The 18854-nt window shown below is 58.9% G+C and carries 22 protein-coding genes; 13 read left to right on the top strand and 9 right to left on the bottom strand.

The genetic code is table 11. The annotated features are described in order from the left end of the window. Positions 1–154 precede the first annotated feature (154 nt). The gene (locus tag Q1B40_RS14370; protein ID WP_299815871.1) at positions 155–640 is read left to right on the top strand and encodes a DUF992 domain-containing protein; all 486 of its coding nucleotides are present in this window, start codon (positions 155–157) and stop codon (positions 638–640) included. 873 nt (positions 641–1513) lie between these two features. Here Q1B40_RS14370 and Q1B40_RS14365 read toward each other — a convergent pair. Both Q1B40_RS14365 and Q1B40_RS14360 read right to left on the bottom strand, forming a co-directional pair. Continuing rightward, the gene (locus Q1B40_RS14365) at positions 1514–2470 is read right to left on the bottom strand and encodes a PRC-barrel domain-containing protein (protein WP_299815868.1); all 957 of its coding nucleotides are present in this window, start codon (positions 2468–2470) and stop codon (positions 1514–1516) included. A 140-nt stretch (positions 2471–2610) separates the two neighbouring features. Continuing rightward, complete coding sequence (locus tag Q1B40_RS14360) at positions 2611–2796, bottom strand: PLD nuclease N-terminal domain-containing protein (protein WP_299815865.1); 186 nt, start codon at positions 2794–2796, stop codon at positions 2611–2613. A 173-nt stretch (positions 2797–2969) separates the two neighbouring features. On the opposite strand from Q1B40_RS14360, the gene Q1B40_RS14355 reads away from it, so the two are divergent. After that, the gene (locus tag Q1B40_RS14355) at positions 2970–3140 is read left to right on the top strand and encodes a DUF1328 domain-containing protein (RefSeq protein ID WP_103225026.1); all 171 of its coding nucleotides are present in this window, start codon (positions 2970–2972) and stop codon (positions 3138–3140) included. A 106-nt stretch (positions 3141–3246) separates the two neighbouring features. Here the strand turns inward: Q1B40_RS14355 and Q1B40_RS14350 are convergent, their stop codons facing one another. From Q1B40_RS14350 to Q1B40_RS14340, 3 genes are all read right to left on the bottom strand, one after another. Beyond that, positions 3247–4554 (bottom strand): DUF2254 domain-containing protein, encoded by a 1308-nt coding sequence (locus tag Q1B40_RS14350; protein WP_299815854.1) that lies wholly within the window; start codon positions 4552–4554, stop codon positions 3247–3249. A gap of 81 nt (positions 4555–4635) precedes the next feature. Further along, positions 4636–5190 carry a sigma-70 family RNA polymerase sigma factor gene (locus Q1B40_RS14345; RefSeq protein WP_299815851.1) on the bottom strand — a complete coding sequence of 185 codons (555 nt, stop codon included), beginning with the start codon at positions 5188–5190 and terminating at the stop codon, positions 4636–4638. Next, positions 5187–5408: a NepR family anti-sigma factor gene (locus Q1B40_RS14340; RefSeq protein WP_299815848.1), complete on the bottom strand. Its 222-nt coding sequence runs from the start codon at positions 5406–5408 to the stop codon at positions 5187–5189. The genes Q1B40_RS14345 and Q1B40_RS14340 overlap by 4 nt, the downstream gene beginning before the upstream one ends. Before the next feature lie 187 nt (positions 5409–5595). Between Q1B40_RS14340 and Q1B40_RS14335 the strand changes: the two genes are divergently transcribed. After that, positions 5596–6393: a response regulator gene (locus tag Q1B40_RS14335; protein WP_299816536.1), complete on the top strand. Its 798-nt coding sequence runs from the start codon at positions 5596–5598 to the stop codon at positions 6391–6393. A gap of 177 nt (positions 6394–6570) precedes the next feature. On the opposite strand, the gene Q1B40_RS14330 is transcribed toward Q1B40_RS14335, so the two are convergent. Further along, positions 6571–6768 (bottom strand): CsbD family protein, encoded by a 198-nt coding sequence (locus tag Q1B40_RS14330; RefSeq protein WP_299815844.1) that lies wholly within the window; start codon positions 6766–6768, stop codon positions 6571–6573. A 192-nt stretch (positions 6769–6960) separates the two neighbouring features. Here Q1B40_RS14330 and Q1B40_RS14325 point away from each other — a divergent pair, with 192 nt between their 5' ends. Further along, entirely contained in the window at positions 6961–8766 is a 1806-nt protein-coding gene (locus Q1B40_RS14325) for a PAS domain-containing protein (RefSeq protein WP_299815841.1), read from the top strand. A 42-nt stretch (positions 8767–8808) separates the two neighbouring features. Here Q1B40_RS14325 and Q1B40_RS14320 read toward each other — a convergent pair whose 3' ends face one another. Next, complete coding sequence (locus Q1B40_RS14320; protein ID WP_299815838.1) at positions 8809–9042, bottom strand: hypothetical protein; 234 nt, start codon at positions 9040–9042, stop codon at positions 8809–8811. 141 nt (positions 9043–9183) lie between these two features. Further along, positions 9184–9699 (bottom strand): DNA starvation/stationary phase protection protein, encoded by a 516-nt coding sequence (locus tag Q1B40_RS14315; protein ID WP_299815836.1) that lies wholly within the window; start codon positions 9697–9699, stop codon positions 9184–9186. 453 nt (positions 9700–10152) lie between these two features. Here Q1B40_RS14315 and Q1B40_RS14310 point away from each other — a divergent pair, with 453 nt between their 5' ends. The 4 genes from Q1B40_RS14310 (at position 10153) to Q1B40_RS14295 (ending at position 12559) form a co-directional block, all read left to right on the top strand. Continuing rightward, positions 10153–10413, top strand: a complete 261-nt coding sequence (locus tag Q1B40_RS14310) for a Rho termination factor N-terminal domain-containing protein (RefSeq protein ID WP_299815833.1) — start codon at positions 10153–10155, stop codon at positions 10411–10413. A gap of 220 nt (positions 10414–10633) precedes the next feature. Next, entirely contained in the window at positions 10634–10978 is a 345-nt protein-coding gene (locus Q1B40_RS14305; RefSeq protein ID WP_299815830.1) for a DUF883 domain-containing protein, read from the top strand. 5 nt (positions 10979–10983) lie between these two features. Continuing rightward, positions 10984–11397, top strand: coding sequence for a hypothetical protein (locus Q1B40_RS14300; protein ID WP_299815827.1), 414 nt, complete (start codon positions 10984–10986; stop codon positions 11395–11397). A gap of 58 nt (positions 11398–11455) precedes the next feature. Then, positions 11456–12559, top strand: coding sequence for an AI-2E family transporter (locus Q1B40_RS14295; RefSeq protein ID WP_299815824.1), 1104 nt, complete (start codon positions 11456–11458; stop codon positions 12557–12559). 260 nt (positions 12560–12819) lie between these two features. On the opposite strand, the gene Q1B40_RS14290 is transcribed toward Q1B40_RS14295, so the two are convergent. Then, positions 12820–13128, bottom strand: a complete 309-nt coding sequence (locus tag Q1B40_RS14290; RefSeq protein ID WP_299815821.1) for a hypothetical protein — start codon at positions 13126–13128, stop codon at positions 12820–12822. A 263-nt stretch (positions 13129–13391) separates the two neighbouring features. Between Q1B40_RS14290 and Q1B40_RS14285 the strand changes: the two genes are divergently transcribed. The 5 genes from Q1B40_RS14285 to Q1B40_RS14265 are packed head-to-tail and all read left to right on the top strand — an operon-like array spanning position 13392 to position 18852. Then, a complete protein-coding gene (locus Q1B40_RS14285) occupies positions 13392–15686 on the top strand; it encodes a bifunctional salicylyl-CoA 5-hydroxylase/oxidoreductase (protein WP_299815818.1) in 2295 nt (764 codons plus the stop codon). Continuing rightward, positions 15683–16426: an SDR family NAD(P)-dependent oxidoreductase gene (locus Q1B40_RS14280; protein WP_299815815.1), complete on the top strand. Its 744-nt coding sequence runs from the start codon at positions 15683–15685 to the stop codon at positions 16424–16426. The genes Q1B40_RS14285 and Q1B40_RS14280 overlap by 4 nt, the downstream gene beginning before the upstream one ends. Next, positions 16423–16893 (top strand): MarR family transcriptional regulator, encoded by a 471-nt coding sequence (locus tag Q1B40_RS14275; RefSeq protein ID WP_299815812.1) that lies wholly within the window; start codon positions 16423–16425, stop codon positions 16891–16893. Before Q1B40_RS14280 ends, Q1B40_RS14275 begins: the two co-directional genes overlap by 4 nt. A 4-nt stretch (positions 16894–16897) precedes the next feature. Continuing rightward, positions 16898–17698 (top strand): enoyl-CoA hydratase family protein, encoded by an 801-nt coding sequence (locus Q1B40_RS14270; protein WP_299815810.1) that lies wholly within the window; start codon positions 16898–16900, stop codon positions 17696–17698. Next, positions 17698–18852: an acyl-CoA dehydrogenase family protein gene (locus Q1B40_RS14265; protein ID WP_299815807.1), complete on the top strand. Its 1155-nt coding sequence runs from the start codon at positions 17698–17700 to the stop codon at positions 18850–18852. The genes Q1B40_RS14270 and Q1B40_RS14265 overlap by 1 nt, the downstream gene beginning before the upstream one ends. The last annotated feature ends 2 nt before the right edge of the window (positions 18853–18854 follow it).

The following is an 18854-nucleotide window of genomic DNA, read 5'->3' as shown; positions in this document are numbered from 1 at the left end:
AAACTTCAAAAGGATCGAAAATTCCGGGAACTCTTGGCGATGCGTTTCGTTCTCCACGTATCGGGAGCCGGCAGGTGTCGGCTCCAGAATGCATGAGCAGGCTGCCCGGTCGTCAGGACCGGCGGCGGTCTGTCTACCAGCAAGGAGAATTTTCATGAAACGGTTCAGCAAAATCGCTCTGGCGCTGACCGGCGCAACGCTTCTGGCAACGCCTGTCATCGCGGCCGACACGGGCCCGGGCGTCAAGATCGGTACGCTTACCTGTGCGGTTGAAGGTGAAACGAACTTCATCGTCGGATCCAATGCCACGCTCAGCTGCACCTTCGAACCGGCCAATGGCGCCCAGGCTGCCTATTACACCGGTACGGTCCGGGAATTCGGCCTGGATATCGGAACCACGACCAATGCGACCCTCGTCTGGGGCGTTCTGGCGCCGAGCGCCGATATGGAAGCGGGTGCCCTTGAGGGCGAATACGGCGGTGTTACCGCCGGTGCGAGCCTCGGTGCCGGCGTAAAGGCAAACGCTCTGATCGGCGGTTTCGACAAGTCCATCGCGCTTAACCCGATCAGCGTCGAAAGCCAGACGGGGACCAACCTGACCCTGGGTGTCAGCTACCTGTCGCTGAAGGCGGCCGGTTAATTGGACTAGTTGATTGGTTTTATTGAAGGGCCGGCTTTGCCGGCCCTTTTCTTTTGCCGGCTAATAACCGGCCACATAACCCCTCCAGAGTAGGCCTGTCATGCCAAGGCAAGGATGAGGTCGATTACAGAAATTCTCGATGCCCGGGAGGGTAGTTCAGGTTGGCGGGGCGGCTGCCGGTTCGCTCCATCGGACAGGGCGCCGAGGGTCTGACATGTTTCTGCTTTTACCTGCCTTGTAACGGTCTCACCGCTCGGGACTATTCCAGACATTCATATCGGTCTGTCGCCGATCGTTGCGCCTGTGGCCGATCAGATCACCATCGGATCAATCCGGAAGTGGATTCTTTACGCACTTGCAGTGCGAACACTGCCTTGGGCGTCTCCCTGAAACCCTGAATTCGCTTGTACGCAACACGCTACAGGACGGCGGCTGACATTCCTGACGGGGAAGTCTGAGTTAGCGCCTTGTCGCCGGACCGGCTGTGCTTCCGGGAGCGCTTGTTTTCCCGTGACACTCAACCCCTTGTTCCCGTGTTGCCGAGGGGGGCCATCGTGTTTCCCTCATTGGAGCTTCTAACGAGTGAAGGCGTTGTGATGCTGCTTGGGCTGATGCTTCGGTGCTGGCTTTGGCAGCGCTGGGCTATGTCGTCGTCCGAAGCCTTAGGCTCGTACTCAAATGACGAAGGCAGATCGGCTGGTAGCGACAAGCGACCTGGGGGCAGGGAGGCTGTGTTGTGGGATGCCTCACAGCGCGCATGGCGCTTCGCGCTGTTTTGCAAGGTTCAAAAGACATAATGCAAAAAAAAACGGACCGCATTTCGCGGCCCGTTGTTTGAGTGTGGATCAACGATCCGGGGCAAGTCCCGATCCGTTAACGCAGCATCGTGCTTTCCGGGTTGGACTTGAAGGCTGCCGGGTCGAAGGTTTCGGCATTCTCAAGGTCCGATTTGGTGAACGGCACGGTGATCATCAGATCGTTGTTTTCCGTCTGGAACAGCTTCAAGCTGTCAAAGGAAACAGCAACCGGCTTTTCACCGAAGCCAAGGAAACCACCGACGTCGATGATGACCGCTTTCGCCTGGCCTTCTTCGTCGAGCAGAACCTGGGACACTTCACCGATATTGGATTCCGTACCGGTATGAACTTCCGTGCCGATCAGTTCGGCAGTCGAAATGGTGGTGGCATCGACCTCGGTCATTGCGCCGGCCATTTCAGTGTTTTCATCGTCGGTCAGGGACGTTTCTTCGGCTGAAGTGGTATCGATCCGCTTTTTCGCAGGATCAATGGCTTCAGTGCGAACCGAGTCCACCATCTTGTTGGCGCCTTCGGCAACCTTGTCCATTTCATCCTTCACGGACGACGTGCTCATCCAGTTCGGAATATGGTCCGGACGTTCATAGGCGGGAGCATTTTCAAGCTCTTCCTTGGAAGCGTCGGTTGCAATGTCGAATTCACCATCGTTCTTCGACACGAAGGAAAGGCGTTCGAATTCAACGGCGACGTCTTTTTCAGCGATGCCGAGGAAACCGCCGACGCCGACAATTACAGCGCGTACGTTACCGTCACGGCCGATGACGACGTCATTGATGTCGCCGATGGTTTCAGCGTCATCGCTTTCGCCGGACATTACGGACTCGCCGATCATGTTTGACGCCAGGATGCCGCTTGTTGCGTCGGTCGCAAGCGTCTGAACTTCGAACTCGTAGACGCGGATGTCGTTTTCGACCGAGCTCTCGGCGCCAGCCTTCGGCATGGTAGCCGTCTGAGCAAGGGCTCCGGTGGTCATCAGAGCTGCGACAGCGGTTGTTGCAAGAAGATTGCGAATCATTTTGTTAGTCCTTTCTGATTTCTGTTTGAAATCTCATATGACACTCAGTAAACTTCTGAGTTTGATTTGAGTTCCCAAAAAAATACGCGCCCTGAGGCGCGTATTTATTAAATTTATTCTTCTTATATGGGTGCTGCAGATTATATGGTCGCTGTAGAGCCTTTCGGGCCGGCCAGCAGCCAGACGATGAAGCCAACCACCGGGAAAACGATGATCCCGAGGATCCAGAGCAGCTTGGCCACTGTCGAAGCACCGCTTCCCAGAACCTTGATGATTGCGTAAATATCCAGGACCAGAATGATCAGACCCAAAATTCCATATTCCATGACAAACCTCCGAATTGAACTGTGGGTACAACGCATGTCGGTCGACAATGGTTCCAGAAAGATTTCGCAATAGCTGAAATAAAATGACGGATCGCGAATATCGGAGAAAGAAACCGGGAACTATTCGGGATTGGCTGCGTTTAGGCCATGTAACTCAATAGAAGGAGCACGCTATGCTTTCCTGGGCATTGTTTTTCTTGGTGGTTGCTCTGATTGCAGCCGTTCTCGGTTTCGGTGGAATTGCCGGGACCGCCGTCTCGATCGCCAAACTGATTTTCTTTGTGGCGATTGCCCTCTTCCTGATTTCCGCCATTGCGCATGCATTTCGTGGACGCCGGGTCTAGGAGGTTCCGATAGGATCAAAAAAGGGCGCCCTCGGCGCCCTTTTTTGCTGTCTTTTGTCTGGCAGTCGCAGTCTTGAAGGGCCCTTTCATCGACCGGCGTGTCGGCTCAGGCGTTTTTATTGCTTCTGATGGTATGACGCACGGACCTCAGGCAATCGGCAATCTGCTTACGGTCCGGTCGGCTGCGGATAACCAGGTTCGCATCCGAGGCAATATCCAGAAGCTGGCTTTCAAGCAGCGGCAGATGTTCCGGCCGGCAAACCCTGGCCATCTTTTCGAGAGCGGTGATGAGATGATCCAGGACCAGGATATTGGACATTGAGGACTGCCGCAGGGGCCGCACCGCGGCGTTCAGTATGTCTCTGACCGGCAAAAGTTTCATCCAGAGCCTGGGCGTGTCATCGTCGTCCTGAAGGAGTGAACTCGGCGCGCCGCGCTGCAGGATGCGGGCGAGCGAAGCTGATAGATGATCCACGGCGCTGATGGCCGTATAAGCATCGTTGATGCCAGGCGATAGAGCCCGAAGCGCGATCTCGACCATCAGGTGAACCGAGAACTGAATATCCCCTTCCGGCGCGCGTGCCTTTCCGATCCGGAACGCAAGCCGGAGCCCCTTGACGTCCGGCTCTTCGACCTTGGTGCGGACTTCGGCGATCGGCATTCCTTCAATGACGAACGCCCCGGCGGGGACGAGCACTTCGACGAAGCCGTCCAGATCCCTGGCAAGGGTCATCAGCTTTGCGCTGTCGATGAATGTGACATAGCCGCTTTCGGTCGCCGGGACGGGATGAACGGGCAGGGACGGGATCAGCTCGCGATCATTCGGCTGTTCGCGCGGCTCGCTTGACAGCAACGTATCGATGGATGTGCGCAGCGATGCCTGGATGCGACCGATCTCCGTGTCGATGCGGATCCGGCTGGCGACATCGTTGACGAAATACACCAGCCAGAAAAAACTGATCGCCGCCAGCGCGATCGAAATGGTGACCGAGAACCGTACATCCCGGGTTCCATCGATCATGAACAGCACGAGAAGCGCATAGAGGAACGTAGCACCCAGCAGGCCGATGGTTATCTGAGTGGTACGGTTGCTGGCGAATGTCTCCAGCAGACGCGGCGAGATGTTGCCGGCGGCCAGCGTGAAGACGACCAGCGTCAGGGAGTAGACAAGACTTATCACCGACATCATCGCGCCGGCGATGGTCGACAGCACGGACCGGGCGCCATCCGCTCCGATCACCTCGAACTTGATCGCGCTGAACGCCCCTTTCAGGAGCCCCAGATCGTCGACCAGCAAGGCGAAAAGAGCAAGGACGGCGCCGAGCAGCGCTATACATACGGGAATGAAGAGGAAGCCTTTGAACAGCCTGATGAGGGCTTGTTCACGGGCATCTTCGCGGTAGGCCAGTCCCATGTTCGCGGTCCTCGCAGTCAGGGGGCCGCGCAACCGGTCAGCGCGGCGGTTACCTCAGGCCGAAAAATGGGATGTCTGGTGTCAGACGGTCAAGGCATCGTTGATCATGGACGCGGACTCGGCGATGGCAACTTCCGAGCGTTCAAATCGTTCGACACCACTCATGAGATCTTCCAGGCGCAGGCGGGCACGGGAGACGCGGCTCTTGACCGTTCCGATCTTCACACCGAGAATTTCCGCGGCTTCCTCGTAGGAAAATCCGCTGGCGCCGATCAGGATCAGAGCTTCGCGCTGGTCGTCCGGCAGTACCTGGAGAGCGCTGAGAAAGTCCCTCATTTCGAGGTGGCCGTTTTGCTGGGGCTTGGATTCCAGAGACGCGGCATGTTCTCCGTCGGGATCGGCCACTTCACGCTGCATTTTCCGACCGACCGAATAGTACTGGTTACGCAGAATGGTGATGAGCCAGGCAGTCAGATTGGTGCCTTCGGTGAACTTGTCCTTGTTGGCGATGGCTTTGGCGAGGGTTTCCTGAACCAGGTCGTCGGCGCGGTCACGATTGCCGCTGATGGATCTGGCGAAGGCCCGCAACCGCGGAATCGAGGCAACCAGATCCTCTTTGAACTGATTGTTGCTCATTCAGCGGCCTCCTCGTCAGCACTGTCTTCTTTTGGATCGTTGTCATCCAGTGAGGAGAGCAATTGAAGCATGTCGTCGGGGATGTTCTCCGAGAGTGCCTCGTCATATACTTTCTTGAGCTGGCTGCCGATCCAGTCTTCTTTCGACGTCGCACCGGCCGTTGGATTTATGATTCCAAAATCGTTTGCCGTCGACTTCGAATGTGTCTTGCTTGCCATCGCTTATTCCTAGTTCATGTTGGGGCCGAGACCCGAGTTTGATAAAATAACGCCGTACGGAAAAAAAAGTTCCCGATGCGTGGAACTTTTTTTGAACTTACGCATTTCCACCAACAGGCGGTGCTTGTCACCTTCCCGCATTTGACCGCGTACAAGCGGCGGCAAAGTAAGGATTAACTTGATGTCCGTGAGTCTATCACAAGAAATTGCGCCTCTGTTGCCATATCTGCGTCGCTACGCACGCGCCTTGGCCGGAACCCAGAAAAGCGGGGATGCGTATGTCCGGGCGTGTCTGCAGGCGCTTGTAGCCGACCAGTCGATCATCGACACGTCCGATGGGGTCAAGATCGCCCTCTACAGACTGTTTCATGTGCTCTGGAACGCGACAGTGATCCCGCCTGCAGGCGACGATGGCAGCGTATCCATTTTTGAACAGACCGCCCAGCAGCGCCTGGCTTCCATGGCTCCCGAAAGCCGTCAAACCCTTCTGCTGACAACGCTGGAAGGGTTTTCGATTCCGGAAACAGCAAAAATCATCGACAGGTCCGAGGACGACGTCACCAAGCTGGTAAGTGCGGCCATTGACGAGATCGACAGGCAGACCAAAACCGATGTCCTGATCATCGAAGATGAGCCGCTGATTTCCATGGATCTGATCGAAATCGTCGAATCTCTCGGCCACAATGTCACGACCGTTGCCCGGACGGCCGGCGATGCGGTCGCGGCCGCGAAGGTTCAGAAGCCGGGTCTCGTGCTGGCGGATATCCAGCTTGCAGACGGTTCCTCCGGGATCGATGCGGTCAAGGAGATCCTGACCGAGCTCAACGTGCCGGTGATTTTCATCACCTCGTTCCCCGAACGTCTCCTGACCGGAGAGCGACCGGAACCGACCTTCCTGATCACCAAGCCGTTCAATCCAAACACCGTGAAAGCCGGCATCAGCCAGGCCCTGTTCTTCAACGGGGCGGATGCTGTCGCAGCCTGAGCGGTCGGAGAGGGGCTTGCCACGGGCAAGAAAAGTGGCTGTTTCATACGGAGCCGACATGCGGCGTGATCACTTCTTCGGTGTTCGGGGGAGCGACCGTCGCGTGGAGGCGTTTCGTCATGATCGCGCTCTGTCCAGAGCCCCGGAGGGGAGGCGGGAGTTTCCCGCCTGCGCCCTTCAGTGGTTGTTGAGCCAGCCGTCGATTTCCTTCTCGGCTTCTTCACGGGTCTTGCCGTACTTCTGCTGGATGAGGCCGGCGAGTTCAGTGCGGCGACCTTCGACCTTGTCGAGTTCGTCGTCGGTCAATTCACCCCATTTCACGCGCGCCTTGCCTTTGAATTCGCGCCAATTTCCTTCAATCTGGTCCCAATTCATAACTCGAAGTCTCCTGTTGTTCGTGACATCAGGAAAACGGCTTCCAGTATCAAAGGTTCCACGAGAATACGCTACGCCGGACGGGAAAACGTTGACAGTCAGAAATAAATGGCTTGGAGAGATGGCCGTGCCGGATGACTTTAGGTCAGCCGGAAGAAGAGACTTCAAACACGCCGGCTGGAGTGCCGAATAATGTTTTCCGACATCCTGTCCTATCTTTTCGGCGATCCGTCGCTCAGGTCGCTCGATTATTACATGCGCTGGCGCGAGGACCTCATCTGGGTTCATGCGATTTCGGACGCCCTCATTGCACTTTCCTATTTCGCCATACCGCTCGCGATCTTCTGGTTTCTGAGAAAACGTCCCGACATTCAGGGCATGACGCGCAACGTCGGGTATCTGCTGACCACTTTCATTTTCGTCGGCGCCGTAACGCAGACAATGACATTCATGACGTTGTGGTGGCCGGTATTTGGCGCACAGGGCATCCTGAAGCTGGCGACCGCACTCGTGTCCATCGCGACGGCCGTTGTCGTCTGGCAGATCCTGCCGAAGCTTCTTGCCATTCCCTCCATGGACGACCTGGAGCGCGCAAATGAACTGCTGAAGGCGGAAAACCTGGAACTGAACGATGAAGTCGGCAGGAGCCGGATCGAGCTGAACCTCATCAACTCCAAATTCGAGATGGCGCTGACGGGGTCGAACATTTCGGTGTTCTCTCAGGACTCGGACCTGCGCTACACTTGGATCCACAATCCCCGGTTCGGCTTCGGCAACAAGGATGTTCTGGGCAAAACAGACGCTGAAATCCTGCCGGCGGAGACCACCGAGGAAATCGTGCCGCTGAAGCGGGCTGTCATGGAGACCGGCGAATCTGCGTCGACCTATATCGCGATCGACGATCCGGAAGCGGGCACGATATTCCTGGATCTGATCGTGCATCCGACGCGCGATGCGGCGGGCAGGATCGATGGTGTTCTGTGTACCGCCGTCGATATGACCGAAAAGAACCTTTACGAAATCCGGCTGGCATCCATGGCGAGCCAGCTCGCGGAAGCCAACAAACGGTTCGAAACGGCACTGGAAGGGTCGCTCATCACCGTGTTCGAGCAGGACATGGACCTGAAGTATGTCCATATCGTCAACCCGCCACAGGGCTTTGATCAGGAAAACTTCATCGGCATGACCGATTCGGATCTTGTGTCGGAGGAAGACCAGATCAAGATCCTTCCGGCGAAGAAAAAGGTTCTGGAAACCGGCGAAAGCGAAGTCATCGAATTCGATGTGGAACTGGGCGGCAGGACCAGGAACTACAATCTGCGCCTCGACCCGGCGCGTGACCGGACGGGCAAGGTGTCCGGTGTTATCGGCACAGCGGTGGATCTGACTCACAAGCGGGAAAACGAGCGCCAGATGCATCTGGTCATGCGTGAACTCACCCACCGTTCGAAAAATCTTCTGGCCGTCATCCAGGCGATGGCGCGTCAGACGGCGGCACGGTCCGACACGACCGACGGTTTCGTGGAGAGTTTTTCCGCCCGGCTCCAGGCGATGGCCGCGAGCCACGATCTGCTTGTTTCCCAGTCGTGGTACGGGGCGGACCTGCGCGAGCTGATCGTGGCGCAATTGTCCCAGTCGATCGATCCCACCAGTCCGCGGATCAGCCTGAAGGGTGTGTCCCACACGATTACGGCGGAGGCCGCCCAGAACCTGGGGCTGGCGCTGCACGAACTGATAACCAATGCGGCAAAATACGGCGCACTTTCGGTGGTGGATGGCAAGCTGGCCATTTCCTGGGAACAGCACGGTGACAAGATCCTGCTGGACTGGAAAGAGAGCGGCGGGCCCGAGGTGTCGGAGCCCAAGCGCAACGGCTTCGGGCGGATGCTGCTTGAAAAGCTGGTTGGACCGTCCCTGGACGGAGAAGTGAAAATCGATTTCTCGCCGGAAGGCGTAAACTGCACGATTGAGATCCCGGTCAAGCATATCGCGAGTTAAGGCCGGGCCTCTTGACCTGGCGTACAGGCAGGGCAGCTTCTTTCAGCGCCCGCCGTAACTGCGCTTACGCCGGTTGAGAGCTGCCAGCGCCGCATCTATCTCCCGGATCATCCTGTCGGTGTCGTTCCTGCCGCCAGTGGACAGAAGCGCAGCCTGCCTCAAGGTTGCTCGCCAGGTCAGCAGAGCGGTTCTCTTTTGATCCGCCGAAAGCGATGGATCGTTCAGAACAGCTTGCGCGGTGCTGAAACCCGCAAATCGTTTTGGAACGCTTATCATGACAACTTGCCGCCGGAACTGATTTTAAAAAACTACGCGCAATCCGGGCCGGGCCGCTTTCAGGGGATTGCCCTGAAAGCGGCCGTTCTCCTGGAGGACGGCGGTAGCCTGCCGGAAATGTCTTCCGGTACCGCAGTGACGTCAGACCGTCACCAGGGCCCGCAGCATCCACGCAGCCTGCTCGTGAAAGGCGATACGCTCGGTGAGAAGGTCCTCGGTAACCGGGTCTTCATTGTCCCCGGCATAAGCGACCATGTCGCGCATCTCGGCCGAAATCATTTCGTGGCTGCGAACCAGATCCTCGATCATGTCCTGCGCATTCGGCATGCCGCCGGACGGCAGGTGAATGGTCAGGTTCAAGGTGCCTTCCTGCACATTGACCGGCGCACGGTGGCCGAGGGCGCGAATGCGCTCCGCCAGTTCGTCCGTGGCGGCGAACAGGTTCTCGTAGTGCTCTTCCGTGAGGTCATGGATGGCCTTGAACATCGGGCCCACAACGTTCCAATGGTAGAGATGCGACTTGATGGTGAGGATATAGGTTTCCGCAAGAATGACGGACAGATGCTTTGCGAGCTGTTCGCGGACGTCGGCTGAGACACCTGTGTTGATATTGTCGGACTTGGGCGTTTCGATCTCAAGAATCTGCGTGGCGGACATTGGCTTTCCTTTCCTGAATTGAATTTCCTGGCTTCAGACTTTCGCCTGAATGGCCTCTTGAAGGAAAAGTCACTGGCGCTGGATCGGTTCCTGAATTGCTTCAAAAAAATCTGAATTTACGTTTGAATATGAGTTTGCCTCTTGAAGTAACGTAATTGTTATTTTTCAATCAACATAAATTCACTCTCGGGTGTTTGACGTACTTTAATTAGTTAAAATAAGGGATTTTGTTCTCTAATAATTAATTCCGATTTGTCTTTCGAGATAAAGACCTTCCCTTCTCTGTTGGGAACCATCTGAATTCATGAGCGTTGTCTGAACTGTACTTATTCTGCACGTGCTCTCAGCGTGGATGTGCCGACAGGCGGTGGACGCCGTGATTTTCCGACTGCGGAAGATTTCCTCGTCTCTGAGCCGCGCGCGGCGTGCAGTTCGAAACGACAGGAGCGGACGATGGCCGATAAAGACAGACCCAGCATCAAGAATGAAGACACCTACGAAGCCCTGCGCGAAGAGGGCTACAGCAAGGAAAAATCCGCGCGCATCGCGAATGCTCAGGCGAATGACACGCAGGCGCCTTCAAAGAAGGGTGGCAAGGCAAAGCCGTACGAGGACTGGACCAGGGATGAGCTCTACGAACGTGCCAAGGAGCTCGAAGTCGAGGGCCGTTCAAAGATGGACAAGGCTGACCTGATCAGCGCCCTCCGCAACTGATCTCCTATGCCATTTCGTCTTCATTTGTGAGTTTACGCCCTAGGTGTGGAATCAGACGCCTTGAAGAAAATGCGGAACCAAAAGGCCCGTCTCCAGTTTACCGGGTGAACCGCGAGCCTGCATGCCCGCGGCCGGCGACCTCGACAGGTGCCGGAAATGAATTCAATCGAGATCTTTCTTCAGATTTCGGCAAACCTCGATACACAAACGGAGCGATATAATGGCAACTCCCAAATCCGCTACTGCTTCCACCGGCAATGCCGCCAATGACCAGGTAAGCGCGAACGACATCGAACGGGATATCGAACGTATCCGTGCCGATATTTCCTCGCTGGCCGGATCGCTGAAAAAATACGGTGCCGGAAAGACCGGCGAATATGCATCCAAGGCGAGCGCCGCGGGCGACGATCTGACGAAGATGTCCCAGGATGCGCTCAACACCCTGACCCGTGAACTCGACAATTACGAGCGCGCGCTGGTTTCCGGCGTCCGCCGTCATCCGCTGCAGTCGCTCGGCATCGCCGCCGGCGTCGGGTTCCTCATTGCCGCGCTGGTCCGCCGCTGATGGTCATGCGCGCCCTACCGCTGGCACTGAGCGCTGCGACGCGCGACATACGCATGGTGTATCGCCGTGCCAAGCGGAACGTGTTTTTGATGACGGTGGCGGGGGTGTGCTTTGCAACGGCCTATGTGGCCGGCCTCGCTGCCGTCTGGGCCTATCTTACGCCCCTGTGGGGGCCGGCGGAAGCCGCGGCACTGATTGCGGCGGTCATGGCCGGTATCGGCGTGCTGATCGTCGTGGCACTGAGCATTGTGAAACTCGTCGAAAGACGGCGTAACAGCCGGCGACGGGCGGCACAGCGTCTGTCCGCGGCAGCGGCACTTTCCATCCTGCCGCGTCTTACCAAATCCAAGAGCCTACTTGTCATAGCCGCCATCGGCGGCCTGGCGTTCCTGGCCACTCAGGGCGGCGATCGGGAGTGAATTCATTTCGCCCACGGCGCGCGGCCGCAGGTGCGTTTGAGCTGTTGCGGAGCGCCAGATGACACGTCAGATCGAAATCCCCGAAAGCATACAGACAGGCCCCGGCGAAAAACCGGTGTCTGTCTGGAGTGCCGATCCCGCCGTACGGATATCCCTGTTGATTCTTTGCGGGCTGGCCCTGACGGCCGCCCTCGATTTCGCGCAGGTGATCCTCGCGCCGATCTGTCTTTCTCTCATTGTGGGGACGCTGTTCGGTCCGGCTGCCGATCGCCTGTCGCGCATCGGCGTGCCGTCCTGGATGTCGGCGATTGCCATGGTGGTGCTGTTCGTGGCGCTGATCCTGACAACAGGAGCAGCTTTCGTTGTGCCCCTGTCCGACTGGATGGACAAGTTGCCACTGATATGGTCGCAGCTTCAGTCGCAACTCACCTCGTGGCAGGGCTTCTTCGCTTCGGTGGCCAGTCTTCAGAACGAGCTGCAGAACGCAATGGGCCAGTCGGGCAATATGCAGGTCAGTGTCGACGACACATCTGCCGTTGAAAGCGTGTTCTATTTCGCTCCGACGTTCGTGGCCCAGATCATACTGTTCCTGGCAAGCCTCTACTTCGTCATTCTGACCCGTCCGCATTTCCGCGAGACGCTGATGCGCATGTGCGACGATCATCATCAGCGCAGAAACGTCGCAACGGCGATCCAGGCGATCGAAACCCGGCTGTCCACGTATCTGGTCTTCATAACCTTCATCAATGTGGGCCTAGGTGCGTCAGTCGCCCTGGTGATGTGGGCTCTCGGCGTGCCCTCGCCACTGCTTTGGGGCATGCTGGCCGGAATGCTGAATTACATCGTCTATATCGGCCCTGCCGTTATGGTGGCCGTATTGATCGGCGTTGGTCTCGCGACAGGCAATACGCTGTTTGCGATCATGACGCCGCCGGCCGCCTATCTGGTGCTCAACCTCATAGAAGCGCAATTCGTGACGCCCATGGTGCTGGGCCGGACGATGACCCTCAATCCGTTCGTGGTGTTCCTCACAATTGCGTTCTGGATCTGGCTCTGGGGACCGGCCGGCGGCTTCGTTGCCGTGCCGTTGCTGCTGATCGCCTATTCGATCTTCGAAACCGTGGAACACCAGGCCGCCAGTCGGACACGTCTGGAGATCTGAGTGAACAATCCAAAGGGTTCTTAATCTTGAGCTTGCCCTTGTCCGTAAACCTGAGCCGCCCGGTGGGCGGCTTCAGCATGTGCATCGCCCCGGTTCGCTGCGGGAGAAAGATAGTCTGCTTTCAAGGGGAAGCACCATCCTGGCCTCGTCGCTCTGCGACCAGCCGCGTCGACAGTGGCCGCCACAGGGGTTTTCAATAAAGCAAAAGCCGCCCGTTTCCGGACGGCTTTTGCTTTGAAACCTTGTGTCTTGGGGCAATGTTATTCGGCGTGGAACGCCAGCATGCCGCCTGCCACCGGCCAGCCTGTGCAGGTGGTGGTGTTGTTGCCCGACACGCAACGCATGGGCCGGTCGTGTGCATCGGCCAGATCGATCTTGAGGTCACCCTTGCCTGTTGCGGCGGTGGTGACATCAAGCTGCGCCACGACAGGTGTCGGCGCAATGGTGGTGGCAGCCGTTGACGGGCTGGAAGCGATTTCTGCGGCGCTCAGTGCGCCGGCAAGGGCCACGGCCCCGAGAATGGTTGGCGTACTGACCGCCAGGATGCGTTTGCGTATCGTAATCATCATCAATACCTCCACCCCGTAAACGCACCAGTTAAAAAAAGGTTTCATCGGAAACGATTTGAAGCACGAGAACCTTGAAAGTGCCGGACTGTTCGCGTGGCACACTCAAATCGGATTGCCGCGGATATCCTCAACCGCAGACGCCTTGTGGGGGCGAGGCGGATCTCATACGGAGCCTGAAATATTTTAAGCTTGAAATTTTAGGGTTGAAGTAAATCCGATCCTGTGGTTCGCTGAGGTTACTGAAGCCAGCGCAAGGAGGTCGTATGCGGATCGCGTGTCTGGGCGGAGGGCCTGCAGGGCTCTATTTCGCCATCTCCATGAAATTGCGTGACCCCTCCCATGAGATTGATGTCATCGAGCGCAACCGCGCGGACGACACTTTCGGCTGGGGTGTGGTGCTTTCAGAAGAAACCCTGCAGAACCTGGCGGCAAACGATCCGGTCAGCGCCAAGGCCATTGGTGAAAATTTCGCCTATTGGGACGACATCGCGCTGCATATGTGCGGAGAACGGCTGGTTTCCTCCGGTCACGGCTTTTGCGGCATCGGCCGGATGAAGCTGCTTATGCTCCTGCAGCAGCGCGCGCGGGAGCTGGGCGTCAATCTGAAGTTCGAGACGGAAGTGGCAAGCGCGGAGGATTATCGCCGCGACTATGACCTGGTGGTTGCCAGCGACGGTCTGAACTCCAGGACCCGGACGCTTTATGCCGATACCTTCAAGCCGGATATCGACCAGCGTTTGTGCCAGTTCGTCTGGCTCGGTACGCACCAGACTTTCGCGGATGCCTTCACGTTCATCTTCGAGGAAACGGAGCACGGCTGGGTCTGGGCGCATGCCTATCAGTTCGATGCCGACACGGCGACTTTCATTGTTGAATGCACGCAGCAGACCTTCGATGCCTTCGGCTTCGGCGAGATGAGCCAGCAGGACAGCATCCGGACCTGCGAGGAGATCTTCAAGGATCATCTGGGTGGTCATCCCCTGATGACCAATGCAAAACACATCAGGGGCTCGGCCTGGATCCGCTTCCCGCGTGTCCTGTGCGAAAAATGGAGCCATGAGAATGTCGTCCTTCTGGGCGACGCGGCGGCGACTGCGCATTTCTCCATCGGGTCGGGAACCAAGCTGGCGCTGGAATCTGCGATGTCCCTGGCGAACCTCCTGCATGAGGAGGCGGATATGGCGTCCGCCTTTGCGCGCTACGAAGCGGAGCGCCGGCTCGAGGTTCTGCGCCTGCAGTCTGCGGCGCGCAACTCGCTGGAATGGTTCGAGCACGTGGAGCGCTATCTGCATCTCGATCCGGTTCAGTTCAACTATTCCATGCTGACGCGCTCCCAGCGGATCAGTCACGAAAACTTGCGTCTGCGCGATCCGCAATGGTTGGAGTCCGCTGAGCGCTGGTTCATGGAACAGGCAGGCGTCAGCGCCGACAAGCCGGTACGGCCGCCGATGTTCGCGCCGTTCAAGCTGCGTGGCATGGAGCTGAAGAACCGCATCGTCGTGTCGCCCATGGCCCAGTACAAGGCCGTCGACGGTGCGCCGACCGACTGGCATCTGGTGCATTACGGCGAACGCGCCAAGGGCGGGGCGGGACTGGTCTTTACCGAGATGACCTGCGTCAGCGCGGAAGGCCGCATCACGCCGGGATGTCCGGGTCTTTATGCACCCGGACATGAGGCCGCCTGGAAGCGGCTGACGGATTTCGTCCATTGCGAAACGGATGCGAAGGTCTGCTGCCAGATCGGCCATTCGGGCCGTAAAGGTTCGACGCGGATCGGGTGGGAAGGCATGGACCAGCCTTTGCCGGACGGCAATTGGGAGCTGGTCTCGGCCTCCGCCGTTGCCTGGTCGGACAACAACGCGGTGCCGCGGGCGATAACGCAGGCCGAAATGGACACGATCAGGGACGAGTTCGTGGCCGCCGCTGAAATGGCCGAGCGCGCCGGTTTTGACATGATCGAGCTGCATGCGGCGCATGGCTACCTTCTGTCGTCCTTCATTTCCCCTGTCTCCAACATCCGCCAGGACGCCTACGGCGGCTCGCTGGAAAACAGGATGCGCTGGCCTCTGGAAGTGTTCACCGCCATGCGCGCCGTCTGGCCCGAGGAAAAACCGATGTCGGTTCGTATCTCGGCCAATGACTGGGTTGGCGACGAAGGCGTGACCCCTGACGAGGCGGTGGAGATCGCACGTCTGTTCCGGGCGGCCGGCGTTGATCTGGTCGATGTCTCCGCCGGGCAGACATCGATTGCCGCCAAACCGGTCTACGGCCGCATGTTCCAGACGCCGTTTTCCGACCGGATCCGCAACGAAGGCGGGTTGCCGACCATGGCCGTGGGCAACATCTACGAGGCCGATCACGCCAATTCGATCCTGATGGCAGGGCGGGCGGATCTGGTGGCTGTCGGTCGTCCGCATCTTTCCGATCCCTACTGGAGCCTGCATGAAGCCGCCAGGATCGGCGACCGGGCCGCGAGCGACTGGCCGCTGCCCTATCTGGCCGGGCGCGACCAGCTGTGGCGCCTTTCGGACCGGGATGCGGAGACCTTGCGGGCATGAGTGTTTCAGGACGCCATATCATCGTGACAGGCGGGGGCAGCGGCGTTGGAGCCGCCTGCGCCAGGCTGTTTGCGGACGAAGGCGCAAGGGTCACGATATTCGGCCGGACGGAGGAGAAGCTGGCGGCGCAGTCGCTGCCCTACCAGGTCTGCGATGTCACCAGCTCAGAGGCGGTCGCTGCCGCGTGTGAGGCAGCAAGGGCGAACGCCGGGCCCATCGACGTGGTTATCGCCAACGCCGGAGCAGCGGAAAGCGTGCCGTTCGCGAAGATGACACAAGAGACCCTGCAGGCGATGCTGGCGGTCAATCTCATCGGCGTTTCCAATGTCTGGCAGGCCGCGCTGCCGGACATGAAGACGAACGGCTGGGGCCGGATGATTGCCATCGCCTCGACCGCCGGTCTCAGGGGCTATCCCTATGTCAGTGCCTATTGCGCGGCGAAGCACGCGGTGGTCGGGCTGACCCGGGCGCTCGGCCGTGAGCTGGCGAAGACAGGCATCACCGTGAATGCCATCTGTCCGGGCTTCGTCGAAACCCCGCTGCTTGAGCGGTCCATCGACACCATTACCGCGAACACGGGCATGAGCCGCGAAGCGGCGAAAGAGACGCTGAAAGCGGACAATCCGCAGGGACGTTTCATTCAACCTTCGGAAGTCGCCGCGACGGCGCTCTGGCTGTGCTCGGGCGGAGCCCAATCGGTCAACGGTCAAGCGCTCAGTCTTTCGGGAGGCGAGCTATGAAACCCTCACAGGCTCCCGCCGGCGAAACCCTCTCCAAGGCAAGGTTGCGGGTGTGGCTGAAGCTGCTGAAGTCCGTCAATGGCATAGAGACGGAAATCCGCCGCAACCTGCGCGAGGAGCATGGGACAACCCTGCCGCGTTTCGACGTGATGTCCGCGCTGGCGCGCTTTCCGGACGGTCTGAAGATGAGCGATCTGTCGTCCTACCTGAAGGTTTCCAACGGCAATGTCACCGGCATCGTCGACAAGCTGACCGAAGAGGGCCTTGCCCTGCGCGTGGCGGTGCCCGGCGATCGCAGGGCCCAGGTGGCTCGGCTGACCGCCAAGGGCAGGGCGGCGTTCGAGGAACTGGCGCAACACCACGAAGACTGGATCAATACCCTGCTCGAGGGCCTGTCGGCCGGAAACGTCGATGCGCTTTCGGCGCATCTGGATTGTATTCTGGACCGCCAGATGGAAGAGGACTGACGCGATGCGCAGCGACGTGAAGCATTTCTGGTGCGAGATCGAGGACGGGATCGCGCGGATTGCCCTGAACAGGCCGGAACGGAAAAATCCGCTGACCTTCGAAAGCTATGCGGAGCTGCGCGACTGGTTCCGCGAACTGGTCTATGCGGATGACGTTCATGCGGTGGTGATCCTGCCCAATGGCGGCAATTTCAGCTCCGGCGGCGATGTGCATGAGATCATCGGTCCGCTGACCGCCATGACGATGAAAGAGCTGCTGGCCTTCACGCGTATGACCGGCGATCTGGTGAAGGCGATGCTTTGCTGCGGCAAGCCGATCATCGCCGCAGTCGATGGCATTTGTGCGGGCGCGGGGGCGATCATGGCGATGGCGTCCGATCTTCGCATCGCCACGCCGGAAGCAAAGGTAGCCTTTCTCTTCAACCGGGTGGGCCTTGCAGGCTGCGACATGGGCGCCTGCGCGATCCTGCCGCGGATTATCGGCCAGGGCCGCGCGGCGGAGCTGCTTTATCTCGGCCGGTCGATGAGCGCCGCCGAAGGCCATGCCTGGGGCTTTTTCAATTCCGTCACCGAGGCAGCGAGCCTCGAAAGTGCAGCGATGGAGATGGCGGGCAGGATCGCCGCCGGGCCGACTTTCGCGAATTCGATGACCAAGACGATGCTCGCCCAGGAATGGTCGATGAGCCTTGAGCAGGCCATCGAGGCGGAAGCACAGGCCCAGGCGATCTGCATGCAGGGCAAGGATTTCCGCCGCGCCTACGAGGCGTTCGTCAGGAAAGAAAAACCGGTGTTCGAGGGCGATTGATGGCAGACAAGACCTTCCTCGACTGGCCGTTCTTCGAAACCGGCCACCGAGCGCTGGCCGCCGAGCTGGAAAGCTGGGCGTCTTCTCATCTAGCGCATCTCGAACACAGCGATACGGATGCGGACTGCCGCAAACTTGTCGCGGATCTGGGTACAGCCGGATTCCTCCGATATTCGGGAGCTCCGGACGGCGCGCTGGACGTGCGCAGCCTTTGCATCATTCGCGAGACCCTTGCCCGTCACGACGGGCTGGCCGATTTCGCCTTTGCGATGCAGGGGCTGGGGACCGGCGCGATTTCCCTGTTTGGAACGGATGCGCAGAAGTCGGACTGGCTTCCCCTGACCCGCTCGGGCAAGGCGATTTCGGCATTCGCGCTCACCGAGCCGAAGTCGGGCTCGGATGTCGCCAATTCAACGATGACCGCGACGGACGATGGCGACGCCTATGTGCTGAACGGCGAGAAGACCTGGATCTCCAATGGCGGGATCGCCGATCTCTATACGCTGTTCGCAAGAACCGGAGAAGCGCCCGGGGCAAAGGGGCTGTCCGCCTTCATCGTGACGCCCGACCTTGCCGGGTTCGAGGTGAGCGAACGTCTTGAAACCATCGCCCCGCATCCGCTGGCGTCCCTGCGGTTCACTGACTGCCGGGTTCCCAAGGCCAACATGATCGGCGCGCCCGGCCAGGGCTTCAAGATCGCCATGTCTGTCCTCGACATCTTCCGTTCCACGGTCGCTGCCGCTGCCCTCGGATTTGCCCGGCGGGCACTGGACGAAAGCCTGCGGCGCATCACGACCCGCGAAATCCAGGGAGCGCCGCTCGCAGAGTTGCAGCTTGTCCAGGGCCATATCGCCGACATGGCGCTCGACATCGATGCCGCCGCGCTGCTGGTCTACCGGGCCGCCTGGACCAAGGACAGCGGTGCGCCGCGGGTAACACGCGAAGCCGCTATGGCCAAACTCTTCGCCACCGATCAGGCGCAGCAGGTGATCGACAAGGCAGTGCAGCTGCACGGTGGCGACGGTGTGCGCTCGGGCACTGCGGTCGAAAAGCTTTACCGGGAAATCCGCGCCCTGCGCATCTACGAGGGTGCCTCGGATGTCCAGAAAATCATCATAGCGCGCCAGACGCTCGGCGCATTTCAGGAGGCCTGATC

Origin of the sequence: uncultured Roseibium sp. (assembly GCF_947496995.1) — a bacterium.
Taxonomy (GTDB): domain Bacteria; phylum Pseudomonadota; class Alphaproteobacteria; order Rhizobiales; family Stappiaceae; genus Roseibium.
This window is presented reverse-complemented; position numbering and strand designations above follow the sequence as displayed.

Coding starts and splice junctions, on each gene's coding strand:
- Q1B40_RS14370 (WP_299815871.1), top strand. CDS start 155: ATGAAACGGTTCAGCAAAATCGCTCTGGCGCTGACCGGCGCAACGCTT.
- Q1B40_RS14365 (WP_299815868.1), bottom strand. CDS start 2,470: ATGATTCGCAATCTTCTTGCAACAACCGCTGTCGCAGCTCTGATGACC.
- Q1B40_RS14360 (WP_299815865.1), bottom strand. CDS start 2,796: ATGGAATATGGAATTTTGGGTCTGATCATTCTGGTCCTGGATATTTAC.
- Q1B40_RS14355 (WP_103225026.1), top strand. CDS start 2,970: ATGCTTTCCTGGGCATTGTTTTTCTTGGTGGTTGCTCTGATTGCAGCC.
- Q1B40_RS14350 (WP_299815854.1), bottom strand. CDS start 4,554: ATGGGACTGGCCTACCGCGAAGATGCCCGTGAACAAGCCCTCATCAGG.
- Q1B40_RS14345 (WP_299815851.1), bottom strand. CDS start 5,190: ATGAGCAACAATCAGTTCAAAGAGGATCTGGTTGCCTCGATTCCGCGG.
- Q1B40_RS14340 (WP_299815848.1), bottom strand. CDS start 5,408: ATGGCAAGCAAGACACATTCGAAGTCGACGGCAAACGATTTTGGAATC.
- Q1B40_RS14330 (WP_299815844.1), bottom strand. CDS start 6,768: ATGAATTGGGACCAGATTGAAGGAAATTGGCGCGAATTCAAAGGCAAG.
- Q1B40_RS14325 (WP_299815841.1), top strand. CDS start 6,961: ATGTTTTCCGACATCCTGTCCTATCTTTTCGGCGATCCGTCGCTCAGG.
- Q1B40_RS14320 (WP_299815838.1), bottom strand. CDS start 9,042: ATGATAAGCGTTCCAAAACGATTTGCGGGTTTCAGCACCGCGCAAGCT.
- Q1B40_RS14315 (WP_299815836.1), bottom strand. CDS start 9,699: ATGTCCGCCACGCAGATTCTTGAGATCGAAACGCCCAAGTCCGACAAT.
- Q1B40_RS14310 (WP_299815833.1), top strand. CDS start 10,153: ATGGCCGATAAAGACAGACCCAGCATCAAGAATGAAGACACCTACGAA.
- Q1B40_RS14305 (WP_299815830.1), top strand. CDS start 10,634: ATGGCAACTCCCAAATCCGCTACTGCTTCCACCGGCAATGCCGCCAAT.
- Q1B40_RS14300 (WP_299815827.1), top strand. CDS start 10,984: ATGCGCGCCCTACCGCTGGCACTGAGCGCTGCGACGCGCGACATACGC.
- Q1B40_RS14295 (WP_299815824.1), top strand. CDS start 11,456: ATGACACGTCAGATCGAAATCCCCGAAAGCATACAGACAGGCCCCGGC.
- Q1B40_RS14290 (WP_299815821.1), bottom strand. CDS start 13,128: ATGATGATTACGATACGCAAACGCATCCTGGCGGTCAGTACGCCAACC.
- Q1B40_RS14285 (WP_299815818.1), top strand. CDS start 13,392: ATGCGGATCGCGTGTCTGGGCGGAGGGCCTGCAGGGCTCTATTTCGCC.
- Q1B40_RS14280 (WP_299815815.1), top strand. CDS start 15,683: ATGAGTGTTTCAGGACGCCATATCATCGTGACAGGCGGGGGCAGCGGC.
- Q1B40_RS14275 (WP_299815812.1), top strand. CDS start 16,423: ATGAAACCCTCACAGGCTCCCGCCGGCGAAACCCTCTCCAAGGCAAGG.
- Q1B40_RS14270 (WP_299815810.1), top strand. CDS start 16,898: ATGCGCAGCGACGTGAAGCATTTCTGGTGCGAGATCGAGGACGGGATC.
- Q1B40_RS14265 (WP_299815807.1), top strand. CDS start 17,698: ATGGCAGACAAGACCTTCCTCGACTGGCCGTTCTTCGAAACCGGCCAC.